Origin of the sequence: Cellulomonas hominis, from assembly GCF_014201095.1 — a bacterium.
Classification (GTDB): domain Bacteria; phylum Actinomycetota; class Actinomycetes; order Actinomycetales; family Cellulomonadaceae; genus Cellulomonas; species Cellulomonas hominis.
This window is the reverse complement of the sequence record NZ_JACHDN010000001.1, coordinates 661,122-674,315: the sequence shown is the minus strand read 5'-3', so window position 1 is coordinate 674,315 and position 13,194 is coordinate 661,122. Positions and strand designations below refer to the sequence as shown.

Annotated in this window: 13 protein-coding genes; 10 read left to right on the top strand and 3 right to left on the bottom strand. The window is 76.0% G+C overall.

Annotated elements, in window-relative coordinates:
* Positions 1 to 101: 101 nt before the first annotated feature.
* A complete protein-coding gene (locus HNR08_RS03190; RefSeq protein ID WP_146834075.1) occupies positions 102 to 1,892 on the top strand; it encodes a VanW family protein in 1,791 nt (596 codons plus the stop codon).
* Between the two features lie 4 nt (positions 1,893 to 1,896).
* Here HNR08_RS03190 and HNR08_RS03185 read toward each other — a convergent pair whose 3' ends face one another.
* Positions 1,897 to 2,160, bottom strand: a complete 264-nt coding sequence (locus HNR08_RS03185; RefSeq protein WP_246802939.1) for a putative acetyltransferase — start codon at positions 2,158 to 2,160, stop codon at positions 1,897 to 1,899.
* Positions 2,161 to 2,280: 120 nt separating this feature from the next.
* On the opposite strand from HNR08_RS03185, the gene fdxA reads away from it, so the two are divergent.
* From fdxA to HNR08_RS22585, 5 genes are all read left to right on the top strand, one after another.
* Positions 2,281 to 2,607, top strand: coding sequence for a ferredoxin (gene fdxA / locus HNR08_RS03180; RefSeq protein ID WP_146834073.1), 327 nt, complete (start codon positions 2,281 to 2,283; stop codon positions 2,605 to 2,607).
* 4 nt (positions 2,608 to 2,611) lie between these two features.
* Positions 2,612 to 3,769: a succinyldiaminopimelate transaminase gene (dapC, locus tag HNR08_RS03175; protein ID WP_146834070.1), complete on the top strand. Its 1,158-nt coding sequence runs from the start codon at positions 2,612 to 2,614 to the stop codon at positions 3,767 to 3,769.
* 165 nt (positions 3,770 to 3,934) lie between these two features.
* Positions 3,935 to 5,233, top strand: coding sequence for a citrate synthase (locus HNR08_RS03170; RefSeq protein WP_146834067.1), 1,299 nt, complete (start codon positions 3,935 to 3,937; stop codon positions 5,231 to 5,233).
* Between the two features lie 177 nt (positions 5,234 to 5,410).
* Positions 5,411 to 5,968, top strand: a complete 558-nt coding sequence (locus HNR08_RS03165; protein ID WP_246802938.1) for a PAS domain-containing protein — start codon at positions 5,411 to 5,413, stop codon at positions 5,966 to 5,968.
* A complete protein-coding gene (locus HNR08_RS22585; protein ID WP_276509342.1) occupies positions 5,965 to 6,882 on the top strand; it encodes a methyl-accepting chemotaxis protein in 918 nt (305 codons plus the stop codon). Before HNR08_RS03165 ends, HNR08_RS22585 begins: the two co-directional genes overlap by 4 nt.
* Positions 6,883 to 6,900: 18 nt before the next feature.
* Here the strand turns inward: HNR08_RS22585 and HNR08_RS03155 are convergent, their stop codons facing one another.
* The gene (locus HNR08_RS03155) at positions 6,901 to 7,794 is read right to left on the bottom strand and encodes a hypothetical protein (protein WP_246582572.1); all 894 of its coding nucleotides are present in this window, start codon (positions 7,792 to 7,794) and stop codon (positions 6,901 to 6,903) included.
* Positions 7,795 to 7,799: 5 nt separating this feature from the next.
* The gene (dapD, locus tag HNR08_RS03150) at positions 7,800 to 8,753 is read right to left on the bottom strand and encodes a 2,3,4,5-tetrahydropyridine-2,6-dicarboxylate N-succinyltransferase (protein ID WP_146834061.1); all 954 of its coding nucleotides are present in this window, start codon (positions 8,751 to 8,753) and stop codon (positions 7,800 to 7,802) included.
* Between the two features lie 59 nt (positions 8,754 to 8,812).
* Between dapD and dapE the strand changes: the two genes are divergently transcribed.
* The 4 genes from dapE to HNR08_RS03130 all read left to right on the top strand — a co-directional run bounded on the left by dapE (position 8,813) and on the right by HNR08_RS03130 (position 13,042).
* Positions 8,813 to 9,907, top strand: coding sequence for a succinyl-diaminopimelate desuccinylase (gene dapE / locus HNR08_RS03145; protein ID WP_146834058.1), 1,095 nt, complete (start codon positions 8,813 to 8,815; stop codon positions 9,905 to 9,907).
* A gap of 72 nt (positions 9,908 to 9,979) precedes the next feature.
* Positions 9,980 to 10,843, top strand: a complete 864-nt coding sequence (locus tag HNR08_RS03140; protein WP_146834055.1) for an LOG family protein — start codon at positions 9,980 to 9,982, stop codon at positions 10,841 to 10,843.
* On the top strand, positions 10,833 to 11,795 hold the full coding sequence (gene folP, locus HNR08_RS03135) for a dihydropteroate synthase (protein WP_146834052.1): 963 nt from the start codon (positions 10,833 to 10,835) through the stop codon (positions 11,793 to 11,795). The genes HNR08_RS03140 and folP overlap by 11 nt, the downstream gene beginning before the upstream one ends.
* The gene (locus HNR08_RS03130) at positions 11,792 to 13,042 is read left to right on the top strand and encodes a hypothetical protein (protein WP_146834049.1); all 1,251 of its coding nucleotides are present in this window, start codon (positions 11,792 to 11,794) and stop codon (positions 13,040 to 13,042) included. The genes folP and HNR08_RS03130 overlap by 4 nt, the downstream gene beginning before the upstream one ends.
* Positions 13,043 to 13,194: the final 152 nt, after the last annotated feature.

The following is a 13,194-nucleotide window of genomic DNA, read 5'->3' as shown; positions in this document are numbered from 1 at the left end:
GACAAACGGGACCTCGGGGCCGGTGTCCCGCGGTGGCGCCCGTAGAATCAGCGCTTGCGGCGTGCGAACCGGGCGCCGCGGGTCTCGCGAGGGGGAACCGGATGGCCAAGGGCAGCGCGGAGGGCACCGAGCCCGTCGTGGATCCCGACGGGATCGCGGAGCCCTGGTCGCCGCTCGAGGAGTTCGACGAGGACCGCCCGCGCCGCCGCTGGCTCCGGGTCACGCTGATCGTCCTCGCCGTGCTCGTCGTGCTCGGCGGCGCCTACGTCGGCGCCGCGTACGCCCTGGCGGACCGCGTCCCGCGCGGCACGACCGTCGCCGGCGTGGCCGTGGGCGGCATGACGAGCGCCGACGCGGAGCAGGCCCTCACCGACGGGCTCGGCGAGCTCGCGGCCCAGCCCGTGCCGGTCACGGCGCAGGACATCACCGGCTCGGTCGACCCCGCGACCGCCGGCCTGACGCTCGACGTCCCGGCCACGGTGGACGGGCTGACCGGCGTCGACCTGCGCCCGCAGCGGCTGTGGCAGCACATCGTCGGCGGCGGTGACGAGGACCCGGTCACGGAGGTCGACGAGGGCGCGCTGGGCGCGGCGGTCGACTCGCTCGCCGGCACCCTCGCGCTCGCCCCGGTGGACGGTTCGGTGGTGTTCGCCGACGGCGCCCCCCACGCGGTGGACGCCGTGGACGGCTGGGCGCTGGACGTCGACGCCGCGCGGGCCACGCTCGAGGAGAGCTGGCTGACGGCCGCCCGCCCCCTGGAGCTGGCCACCGAGTTCGTCGAGCCGGACATCACCCAGGAGGAGACCGACCGCGCGCTGCAGGACGTGGCGACCCCGCTGGCCTCCGCCCCCGTGCGCGTCGAGGTCGCCGGCCAGACGGTCGAGCTGCCGGTGGACGTGCTGGTGTCCGCAGCGTCGTTCGTGCCCGAGGCCTCCGACCTGGTGCTGCGGATGGACGGCCCCGTGCTCGTCGACGCCGTGCTGTCCCGGACCACCGACCTGCTGACGTCCTCCTCGGACGCGTACTTCGACCTGTCGAGCGGCGCCCCGGTCATCGTGCCGGGCACCCCGGGCACCACGCTGGACCCGGACGCCCTGGCGCAGGCCGTGGCCGCCGCGGCGGTGTCCGACACCCGCGCCGCGCCCGTCGAGCTCGTCGCCTCCGACCCGGCGCAGTCCACCGAGGCCCTGCAGGCGCTCGGCATCGTGCAGCCGATCTCCGAGTTCTCCACGCCGCTGACCAGCGAGCCGCGCCGCACCCAGAACATCCGCGCCGGCGCCGAGGCGATCAACGGCACGCTGGTCCGCCCGGGCGAGGAGTTCAGCCTCACCGAGGCGCTCGGCCCGATCGACGCCGCGCACGGGTTCACCACCGCGGGCGCGATCGTCAGCGGCGAGCACACCGACGCGTGGGGCGGCGGCCTGTCGCAGCTGTCCACCACGACGTTCAACGCCGCGTACGAGGCCGGCATGGAGGACATCGAGCACAAGCCGCACTCCGAGTGGTTCCAGCGGTACCCCGCGGGGCGCGAGGCGACGATCTACACCGGCACGCTCGACATGCGCTGGAAGAACAACACCCCGACCGGCGTGCTCGTGCAGGCGTGGGTGGCGGACGGCCGCACCTGGGTCCGGCTGTGGGGCACCCCGTACTGGGAGGTCACGTCGGAGTCCGGGCCGAAGACCAACGTCGTGCAGCCGACCACGGTGTACTCGCAGTCGCCGACGTGCGAGCCGCAGTCCGCGGGCAACCCCGGGTTCCGGATCACCGTGACCCGCACGATCAAGCTCAACGGCGAGGTCGTCTCGGTCGAGCCGTTCACGTGGACCTACAAGCCGCAGAACCGCGTGGTCTGCGGGGCCGACCCGGCCACGGCCGCGCCCGCGGGCTGACCGCTCACCCCTGCGGACGGCGCGGGCGGCGCGGCGGCGCGGGCGGCACGACCTTGCCGATCGCGATCTCGTCGCCCGGCACACGCACGTCGCCGGCGCGCCGCGTGCGGACGGTGACCCCCTCGTCGTCCACCGCGACCAGGTCGCCCAGCACGTCCGTGTAGGGCTGCGGCTCCCCGGCGGGCAGCCGCCGCCGCACGACCACGCGCTGCCCGGCGGACCAGGCGCGCCAGGGTGCCGGGGGAGTCGCGGCGTCGTCCGTGGTCACTGTGCTCTCCGTCTCGTCGCTGCGCCGCGCGTGCGCAGGTGAGCGATACTAGGACGACCATCTCGACCAGACCCGCGACCGCGCCGGACCCCCTCGGGCCGGGCGCGTGGAGGACGCACCGTGACGTATGTGATCGCCCAGCCCTGCGTGGACGTCAAGGACAAGGCGTGCATCGAGGAGTGTCCGGTCGACTGCATCTACGAGGGCAAGCGGTCCCTGTACATCCACCCGGACGAGTGCGTGGACTGCGGCGCCTGCGAGCCGGTCTGCCCGGTCGAGGCGATCTACTACGAGGACGACGTCCCCGAGCAGTGGAGCGAGTACTACAAGGCGAACGTCGAGTTCTTCGACGACCTCGGGTCGCCGGGCGGCGCGGCCAAGCTGGGGATGATCGAGAAGGACCACCCGATCATCGCCACGCTGCCGCTCCAGGTGCACGGCGACTGAGCGCGTGGGCCTGCTGACCGGCGCGCTGCCGGATTTCCCCTGGGACACGCTGACCCCGTACGGCGACCGCGCCCGGTCGCACCCGGGCGGCATCGTCGACCTGTCCGTCGGCACGCCCGTGGACCCGACGCCGGAGCTGCTCCGCCGCGCCCTCGCGGACGCCGCCGACGCGCCCGGCTACCCGCAGACCTGGGGCACCCCGGCGCTGCGCACCGCCGTGGCCGGGTGGTTCGCGCGCCGCCGCGGCGTGCCGGACCTCGACCCGGCCGGCGTGCTGCCGACCGTGGGCTCGAAGGAGATGGTGGCGTTCCTCCCCGCCCTGCTGGGCCTGGGCGCGGGCGACCTGGTCGCGCACCCCGCCGCGGCGTACCCGACCTACGACGTCGGCGCCCGCCTGGCCGGCGCGGAGCCGGTCGCGACCGACGACCCGGTGGCGCTGCTGTCCGGGCCGGACGGCGACCGCGTCCGCCTGGTCTGGCTGAACTCGCCCGGCAACCCGGACGGCCGCGTGCTCGGCGTCGACGAGCTGCGCGCGGTGGTCGAGGCCGCGCGGGCGGCGCAGGCCCGCAGCGGCCGGCCGGTCGTCGTGGCGTCGGACGAGTGCTACGCCGAGCTGGCGTGGGACGAGCCGTGGGCGTCCGCCGGCGTGCCGAGCGTGCTCGACCCGCGGGTCACCGGCGGGGACGTCGCCGGGCTGCTGGCGCTGTACTCCCTGTCCAAGCAGTCGAACCTCGCGGGCTACCGGGCGGCGTTCGTCGCGGGTGACCCCGCGGTCGTGGCGGGCCTGCTCGCCACCCGCAAGCACGCCGGGATGATCGTGCCCGCGCCGGTGCAGGCCGCGATGACCGTGGCGCTGGGCGACGACGCGCACGTGGCGGAGCAGCGCGAGCGGTACCGCGCGCGGCGCGCGGCGCTGCTCGGCGCGCTCGCGGGGGCGGGGCTGGTGGTCGACCGGTCGGCGGCCGGCCTGTACCTGTGGGCCCGTCCGGCCGAGGGCGACGACGACTGCTGGGCGACCGTCGGGCGGCTCGCGGACCGCGGGATCCTCGTGGCGCCGGGGGCGTTCTACGGGGCGCCGCGGCACGTCCGGGTGGCCCTGACCGCGACCGACGAACGGATCGCCGCGGCGGTCGGGCGGCTGACGCCCGCCGGCGCCCTGTGACCCGAGTCACAGCCCGACAGGCGGTCACCGGTGTGGTCGCCTGCGCGGACGCGAAGTAGCGTCAGGGCACCGACGCCTGGCGCGTCCGCACCGCTGCGGCCCGCCGGCCGACCTCGCGGACCGGACCCAGGTCCGACCCCCGCTGATCGCCCGAGGAGGAGCGCCATGACCGACGTCGCCACCGAGCCCGTCCAGCTGGTCGTCAACGGCACGAGCCACGACCTGCCGGTGGTGCGCGCGACCGAGGGCAACGACGGCGTCGTCGTGTCCTCCCTGCTGCGCGACACCGGGCTGGTCACGGTCGACCCCGGGTTCATGAACACGGCGTCCTGCGAGTCGCAGATCACCTACATCGACGGCGACGCGGGGATCCTGCGCTACCGCGGGTACCCGATCGACCAGCTCGCGGAGAAGTCCTCGTTCCTCGAGGTCGCGTACCTGCTGTTCAACGGCGAGCTCCCGACGGCGGACCAGCTCGACGCGTTCGTGGAGCGGGTCAACCGGCACACGTTCGTGCACGAGAACTTCCGCACGTTCATGGGGACCTTCCCGTCCGGCGCGCACCCGATGGCCGTCATGTCCTCGGCGATCAACGCGCTCGCGACGTTCTACCCGGAGTCGCTCGACCCGTTCGACCCCGAGACGGTCGAGCTCGCGACGGTGCTCATCCTCGCGAAGACCCGGACCATCACGTCCTACCTGCACCGCACGTCGCGGGGCGAGCCGCTGCTGTACCCGGACTACTCGCGCGGGTACATCGAGGACTTCCTGCGGATGACGTTCGCGGTGCCGTACCAGCAGTACGACGTCGACCCCACCGTGGTGCGGGCCCTGGACAAGCTGCTCATCCTGCACGCCGACCACGAGCAGAACTGCTCGACCTCGACCGTCCGCATCGTCGGGTCGAGCCACGCGAACCTGTACGCCTCGGTCGCGGCGGGGATCAACGCCCTGTCCGGCCCGCTGCACGGCGGGGCGAACGAGGCCGTGCTGCGGATGCTCGCGGAGATCCAGGCGAACGGCGGCGACGCCTCCGACTTCATGCGCCGCGTGAAGAACAAGGAGCAGGGCGTCCGGCTCATGGGCTTCGGCCACCGGGTCTACAAGAACTACGACCCGCGCGCCGCGATCGTGAAGGAGAGCGCCGACGCGGTGCTCGCGGCCCTCGGCGGCAACAACGAGCTGCTGGACATCGCCCGCACCCTCGAGGAGATCGCGCTGTCCGACGAGTACTTCATCTCGCGCAAGCTCTACCCGAACGTCGACTTCTACACCGGCCTGATCTACAAGGCCATGGGCTTCGACGAGAGCATGTTCACGCCGCTGTTCGCGCTCGGCCGGATGCCGGGCTGGATCGCGCAGTGGCGGGAGATGATGCGCGACCCGCAGACGAAGATCGGCCGGCCGCGCCAGGTGTACTCCGGCTCCCCGCAGCGGGACTACGTGGAGATGAACGCGCGGTGACGCGGGCCTGAGGGTTCCGGCCGCCCGAAAAACGGCAATCGCTTCCCCGGCATCCGGCCCGGACGAACCGGTCAGATCGGGGCGGACCGGGCCGATCAACGGAGCATGTCGCCCACTCTGACCGCGTCGCGCGGGACGAGCCGGCGGGACGGGACTGCGCGAGGGCGGCGCGCAGTGGTGCCCACCGGCGTCGAACGGCCCTACGGCCCCGAGGAGATCATCGTCTCCAAGACGGACCCCAAGGGCATCATCACGTACGCCAACGACGTGTTCCTGCGAGTCGCGGGGTACGAGGAGCACCAGATCGTCGGCGCGCCGCACAACATCATCCGGCACCCGGCGATGCCCCGGGCCGTCTTCCAGCTCATGTGGGAGGTCATCCCGACCGGCCGCGAGCTGTTCGCGTACGTGCTCAACCTGGCGGCGGACGGCGGGCACTACTGGGTGCTCGCGCACGTCACCCCGTCGTTCGGGCCCGGCGGCGCGATCACGGGCTACCACTCGAACCGGCGGTGGGTCCCGCCGGGCACGCGGCGCACCGTGGGCGACCTGTACGCGCGGATCCGCGCGGCCGAGGACGCCGAGTCCCGGACCCCCGACGCGATCGCGGCCGGGACCGCGGCGCTGGAGGGGGCGCTGGCCGACGCGGGGGCCACCTACGACGAGTTCGTCTGGTCGCTCGCCGCGGCCGACGACGCCGCGGACGAGCCCGCCCGCCGCGGGGGTCTGCGGTGAGCCCGCTCCGGCGGCGCGCGGCCGCCCCCGCCGCGGAGGGCCCCGTCGTGGACGACGTCACCCGGGCGTCCCTGGAGCAGATCGCCGCGTTCTGCGACCGGGTCGCCGAGGGCGACCTCGAGGACCGGCTCCCCGTGCTCGACGGCGACCCGGCGGTGCAGCGCGCCCGCGTCTCGCTCAACCGCCTCGCGGACCTGGTTGACGCCTACGTGCGCGAGTCCCAGGCCTCGCTGACCGCCGCGGGAGAGGGGCGGTTCCACCGCCGGTTCCTGCGCCGCGGCATGCCGGGGGCGTTCCGGGACGGCGCGGTGCGGATCGACGCCGCCCGCGCCGGGCTCGAGTCCGCGGCGACGCGGACCGCGCGCGACCAGGCCGAGCGCGCCGACCTCGCCGAGCGGATGGTCGTCGTCGCGGCGCGCCTCGCGGACTCCGCGCACGGCCTCACGTCGTCGGCCGCGACGCTGGCCGCCGCGGCGCAGTCCGCGACGACCGCCGCCCACGACTCCCGGACCACCGTGCAGGGCCTGACGGACACGTCCGCGCAGATCCAGGAGGCCGCCGGGCTGGTCAAGACCATCGCGTCCCGCACCCGGCTGCTCGCCCTGAACGCCGCGATCGAGGCCGCGCGGGCCGGGGAGGCCGGGCGCGGGTTCGCCGTCGTCGCCGACGAGGTCCGCACGCTCGCCGACGACTCCGCGGGCCGGTCCGACGACATCGCGCGCCAGGTGGTCGCCGCGCAGGCGGCCGCCGAGGACGCGGGCCGGGCGATCGAGCGGATCGACGAGATCATCGGCGGGATGTCCGAGCAGGTGGGCGCGGTCGCCGCGGCGGCCGGCGGGGGCGACGGCGCGGGCCTCGCGGAGCTCGCGGAGCAGCTCCGGGCGGAGATCACGGCCTTCGCGGCCCTGAGCTGACCGCGCGGGGCGCGGGTTTCACGGGGCGGCGAGGGTGAGGGCGACCGTGCCCGCGGGGAGCGGGGCGGGGGCGCCGTCCTGCCAGCCGGTGCCGCCGCGCTCCCAGCGGGCGTCGCCGACCTCGACGCTCTCGGCGCCCAGCGCCTCCGCGGCGGCGACGGCCCACTGCGCGACGGCCCAGCCGCTGCGGTCGGCGTCCCCGCCGGAGGCGGCGGTCAGCCCGGCGGTGTCCAGCAGCACGACCGGGCCGCCGGTGCCGTCCGCGGACCCGTCCACCGCCGCGGACACCGTCCCGCCCAGGTCGCGCTGCACCCGGGCGACCACGACGTCCGGGTCCCCGGGGCCCGCCGCCGGGTCGAGGTCGCAGTGCACCGCGGCGGGGGACCAGCCGGTCAGCGCGGACGCCCACGCCCGCGAGCGGGGCTCGTGCTGGGCGTAGGCCTCCGGGAACGCCGACCGCTGCACCGCCTGCGCGGCCTCGGTCACCTCGAGCTCGGTGTACCCGGGGACCCGCACGAGCCCGTCGTAGAACTTCCCGGTCGAGTACACCGGGTCCATGATCTGCTCGACCGTGCCCCAGCCCTGCGACGGCCGCTGCTGGAACAGCCCGATCGAGTCCCGGTCGCCGTAGTCGATGTTGATCAGCCGCGACTCCTGCAGCGCGGTCGCCAGCCCGATCGTCGCGGCGCGCGCCGGGAGCCCGCGCTCGACCGCGGTCAGCGCGATCAGCGCGGCGTTGTCCGCCTGGTCGGCGGACAGCTCCCACGCGGTGCCGTCGACCGTCGCGGTGCACCGGCGGGAAGCCGCGTCCGGGCGCGACCCGCCGAGCGCCCACACCACCACGGAGACCGCCCCGGCCAGCAGCACCAGCGCCGTGAGCGCCGCGCAGCCGAGCCGGGACCCCCGAGCCATGGCGGTCAGTTGGCGTGCAGCGCCGCGTTCAGCGTGATGCCGGTGCCGGTGCGGGCCACCGCCTCGACGCCGCCCGTGAGGGAGTTGCGGCGGAACAGGATGCCGTCCGCCCCGGCGAGCTCGCGGGCCTTGACGACGCGCGGGGCGCCGTCCTCGCCGGCCTGGCCGACGAGGGCGACCTTCGTGCCGGCCGTCAGGTAGAGGCCCGCCTCGACGACGCAGTCGTCGCCGAGCGGGATGCCGAGACCGGCGTTCGCGCCGAGCAGGGACCGCTCGCCGATCGACACCCGCTCGCGGCCGCCGCCGGACAGGGTGCCCATGATGGACGCGCCGCCGCCGATGTCCGAGCCCTCGCCGACGACGACGCCCTGCGAGATCCGGCCCTCGACCATCGACGTGCCGAGCGTGCCGGCGTTGAAGTTGACGAAGCCCTCGTGCATGACGGTGGTCCCGGACGCGAGGTGCGCGCCGAGCCGGACCCGGTCGGCGTCCGCGACCCGCACGCCGGACGGCAGCACGTAGTCCACCATCCGCGGGAACTTGTCGACCCCGAGCACGGTCACCGGCCGGCCGGTCGCCGCGCGCAGCCGGGCGCGGGTGGTCTCGAAGCCGTCGACCGCGCACGGGCCCCGGTCGGTCCACACGACGTTCGGCAGCGCGGCGAAGATGCCGTCGAGGTTGATCGTGTTCGGCAGCACGAGGCGGTGCGACAGCAGGTGCAGCCGCAGGTACGCGTCGGCGGTGTCCACCGGCTCGGCGTCCAGGTCCACCACGATGAGCACCGTCTCGGTCCGCACGCCGCGGGACTCGTCGGCGCGGACCAGCGCGGCCAGGTCCTCCGGGCACTCGGCGGCGTCCGGGACGTCGCCGAGGGCGGGCTGCGGGTACCAGGTGTCCAGGACGGAGCCGGCGTCGGTCACGGTGGCCAGGCCCCAGCCCCAGGCGGTGCGGTCGCTCATGCCCTCCAGCCTAGGGGGCCGCGCGGGGCACCCGGGCGCGCGCGGGTAGGGTCGCGACCGTGACGACGACCACCCCCCTGGACCTGACCGCCGACCTCACGAGCCTCACCGCGGCGATCTGCGACATCGCCTCCGTGAGCGGCGCCGAGGCCGCGCTGGCGGACGCGGTGGAGGCCGCGCTGCGCGCGTACCCGCACCTGGAGGTGCTGCGCGACGGGGACGCGGTGGTCGCCCGCACGCACCTCGGCCGGGCGTCGCGCGTCGTCGTCGCCGGGCACCTGGACACCGTCCCGGTCGCGGACAACCTGCCGTCCCGGCTCGAGGGCGACGGCGCGGACGCGGTGCTGTGGGGGCGGGGGACCGTCGACATGAAGGGCGGCGTCGCGGTGCAGCTCGCGCTCGCGGCGGCGCTGGCCGAGCCCACCCGGGACGTGACGTGGGTGTTCTACGACCACGAGGAGGTCGACGCGGCGCTGAACGGGCTCGGCCGGATCGCCCGCGCCCACCCGGAGTGGCTCGCCGCCGACTTCGCCGTGCTGTGCGAGCCGACCGACGCGGGCCTCGAGGGCGGCTGCAACGGGACGCTGCGCGCGGAGGTGCGGGTGCCGGGCGTGGCCGCGCACTCGGCGCGGGCGTGGACCGGGGTGAACGCGATCCACGGCGCCGCGCCGGTCCTCGCCCGGCTCGCCGCGTACGAGCCCGCCTCGGTCGAGGTCGACGGGCTCGTGTACCGGGAGGGCCTGAACGCCGTGCTGATCAGCGGCGGCGTCGCCACCAACGTCGTGCCGGACCGCTGCGTCGTCACCGTGAACTACCGGTTCGCCCCGTCGCGCTCGGTCGCCGAGGCCGAGGCGCACGTCCGGGACCTGCTCGACGGGTTCGAGGTCGTCGTCACCGACGCGGCCGCGGGCGCCCGACCGGGCCTGGACGACCCGGCGGCCGCGGAGTTCGCGGCCGCGGTGCTCGGCGTGACGGGCGGGGCGCCGGCGCCCAAGTACGGCTGGACGGACGTCGCCCGGTTCTCCGCGCTCGGCGTGCCGGCGGTGAACTTCGGCCCCGGCGACCCGCTGCTCGCGCACAAGGACGACGAGCGGCTGCCGGTCGCCCAGCTCGCGCTGTGCCACGACGCCCTCCGCGCCTGGCTGACGGCCTGAGCCCGCTGGTCACGCGGCGTTCATCCGGGCCCCGCCGTGCGTCCACGGCCGGCGCACGTAGAGTCGGCTCCCATGAGCGACGACGGCGTTCCCGCACCCGGTTCCGGCTACCGCAAGGGCCCGGTCCTGCTGCGACGCGGGCAGATCCCGGCGACCACGTCGGACCAGCGCCTGCTGTCGGGCGGCGACGGCGCGGACTGGCTGCACGGCGACCCGTGGCGCGTCATGCGGATCCAGAGCGAGTTCGTCGAGGGCTTCGGCGCCCTGGCCGAGCTCGGTCCCGCGGTCTCCGTCTTCGGTTCCGCGCGGACGCTGCCGGAGCACCCCGACTTCGCGCTCGGCGAGCAGGTCGGTCGCCGGCTCGCCGAGGCCGGGTACGCCGTCATCACCGGCGGCGGGCCGGGGATCATGTCCGCCGCCAACAAGGGGGCGTCGGAGGCGGGCGGCCTGTCCGTCGGGCTCGGCATCGAGCTGCCGTTCGAGCAGGGCATGAACCCCTGGGTCGACCTCGGCGTGAACTTCCGCTACTTCTTCGCCCGCAAGACGATGTTCGTCAAGTACGCCGAGGGCTTCATCGTGCTGCCGGGCGGCTTCGGCACGTTCGACGAGCTGTTCGAGGCGCTGACGCTGGTGCAGACGCACAAGGTCACCGAGTTCCCGATCGTGCTCGTCGGCTCGGACTACTGGACCGGCATGCTCGACTGGCTGCGCGGGCCGGTGCTCGAGCGCGGCATGATCCGCGAGGCCGACCTGGAGCTGCTCCGGCTGGTCGACGACCCCGAGGACGCCGTGCGGATCGTGCGCGACCGGGGCGTCGAGCTGCGGGCCGCCGAGCGCGAGGCCGCTGCCTCCGCCGCCCGGGCGCAGGAGGTCGCCGAGCAGGAGGTCGAGGCGGAGGCCGCCGAGGAGGGCCGGGCGGGCGCGGGTGGGCGCTGACCCCGCCGGCGCCGACCCCGCCGTCCCCGCGCGCGGCGTCCCCGCGGCGGGCGCGCCGCTGCTGCTCCGGGGCCGGTGGTTCGGGCCGGAGCACCCGGTCGTCATGGGCGTCGTCAACCGCACGCCCGACTCCTTCTACGCCGCCGCCCGCTACGACGACGCCGGGGCCGATGCGGCGGTGGCGCGCGCGGAGGAGGAGGGCGCGGACCTGGTGGACCTCGGGGGCGTGCGCGCCGGCCGGGGCCCGCGGGTCGAGGTCGCGGAGGAGATCGCCCGCGTCGTGCCGCTCGTCGAGCGCGTGCGGCGCCGGCACCCGGACCTGCTGGTCAGCGTGGACACCTGGCGCGCGGAGGTCGCGCGGGCGGCGGCGGACGCGGGCGCGGACCTGCTGAACGACACCTGGGCCGGGCACGACCCCGCCCTCGTGGAGGTCGCCGCCGAGCGCGGGCTCGGGGTGGTGTGCTCGCACACGGGCGGGTTGCCGCCGCGCACCGACCCGCTCCGGGTGAGCTACCCGCTGCCCGACGACGCCCCGGACGGCGCGGACCCGCGGGACGGCGTGCTGCTCGACGTGCTGGCCACCCTGCGGGCCGCCGCCGACCGCGCCGTCGGCCTGGGCGTGCACCCGGCGAGCGTGCTCGTCGACCCGACGCACGACTTCGGCAAGAACACCTGGCACTCGCTGCACCTGGTGCGGCGGACCGCCGCGCTGACCGCGCTGGGCCACCCGGTGCTGGTGGCGCTGTCCCGCAAGGACTTCGTCGGCGAGACCCTCGACCTGCCGCCGGAGGAGCGGCTGGAGGGCACGCTGGCCGCGACCGCCGTCGCCGCCTGGGCCGGCGCGCGGGTGTTCCGCGCGCACGACGTGCGGGCGACCCGGCGGACCGTCGACATGGTGGCCGCGCTGCGCGGGGACGCGCCCCCGGCGCGCGCGGTGCGGGGGCTCGCGTGACGGGTGCCGCGCGCGTGACGGGCGCGGCTCGCGGGACCGCCCGGCCGCTGGACCCCCGGACGTGGCCCTGGTGGGCGCAGGTGCTGGCCGTGTACGCGGCGGCGCGCGCGTTCTCCGCCGTCGTGCTGCTCGTCGTCGCGACCCGGCAGGAGGCCAACGGCTGGACGGGCGCACGGCCCGGGTACGCCGACTACACGGGCCTGATGTGGGACGCGACCTGGTACCGGCGGATCGCCGAGGGCGGGTACCCCGCGACGCTGCCGGTCGGCGCCGACGGCCTGGTGCAGCAGAACGAGTGGGCCTTCTTCCCGCTGTACCCGCTGCTCGTGCGCGGCGTCATGGCGGTGACCGGCGGGTCCTGGGCGCTGGTCGCCCCGACCGTGTCGCTGCTGGCCGGTGCCGCCGCGATGCTGCTGGTGCACCGCTCGGTCGTCCGGGGCGCGCCCCGCGCGGTCGCCGCCCGGCCCGGGCTGCCGCTCGCCACCGTGCTGCTGGTGTCGGTGTTCCCGACGTCGGTGGTGCTCCAGGTCGGGTACACCGAGGCGCTCGCGCTGCTGCTGGTCGCCGCCGCGCTGCTCGCCGTCGTCACCCGCCGGTACGGCTGGGCCTGCCTCGCGGTGCTGGCGCTCGGCTTCACCCGGGCCGTGGCGCTGCCCATGGCCGTCGTCGTCGCGGTGCACGCCCTGGTGCGGTGGCGGACCTGGCGGGCGGCGGGGGAGCGTCCGCCCGCCCGCGACCTCGTCGGCATCGGGGCGCTCGCGGTCACCGCGGTCGCCTCCGGGTTCGTCTGGCTCGCGGTGTGCGCCTGGGTGACCGGGGTGCCCGACGCCTACCTGCAGACCCAGGAGGCGTGGCGGGGCGCGCGCACCACCGCGCCGTTCGCCGGCTGGGCGTACGTGCCGCAGTTCTGGTTCGGGGGCGCGGCGCCGCTCGTGGTGCTGGCGGCGGCGGCGTTCGTCGTCGCGTGCCTCGTCGTGCCGTCGGCCTGGAGGCTGGGCCGGGAGCTGCACGCCTGGTCGGCCGCGTACCTGCTGTACCTGGCCGCCGCGGTGGAGCCGGGGAGCAGCCTCGCGCGGTTCCTGCTGCTGGCGTACCCGCTCGGCGCGGCGACCGCGGGGGTGGTCACCGGGCCGCGCCGGGCGCGGTGGGCGTGGACCGCCGCGGTGGTCGCGCTCATGCTCGCGCTCCAGGTCGTCTGGGTGTGGCGGATCTGGCGCCTGGTGCCGCCGTCGGGGTGGCCGCCGTGAGCCCGACGGGGTGCGGTGCGCCGCGCTGCGGACCCGCTGCCGGCCCGCTCCCGGCCCGCTCCCGGCCCGCTCCCGACCCACGCTGTCGCCTCGGTGAACTAGACTGAGCGACGGACATCCGCCGACCCGAGACCCGGCAGCGCCGCGCCCGC

Coding starts and splice junctions, on each gene's coding strand:
- HNR08_RS03170 (WP_146834067.1), top strand. CDS start 3,935: ATGACCGACGTCGCCACCGAGCCCGTCCAGCTGGTCGTCAACGGCACG.
- dapD (WP_146834061.1), bottom strand. CDS start 8,753: ATGAGCGACCGCACCGCCTGGGGCTGGGGCCTGGCCACCGTGACCGAC.
- HNR08_RS03155 (WP_246582572.1), bottom strand. CDS start 7,794: ATGGCTCGGGGGTCCCGGCTCGGCTGCGCGGCGCTCACGGCGCTGGTG.
- HNR08_RS03190 (WP_146834075.1), top strand. CDS start 102: ATGGCCAAGGGCAGCGCGGAGGGCACCGAGCCCGTCGTGGATCCCGAC.
- HNR08_RS03140 (WP_146834055.1), top strand. CDS start 9,980: ATGAGCGACGACGGCGTTCCCGCACCCGGTTCCGGCTACCGCAAGGGC.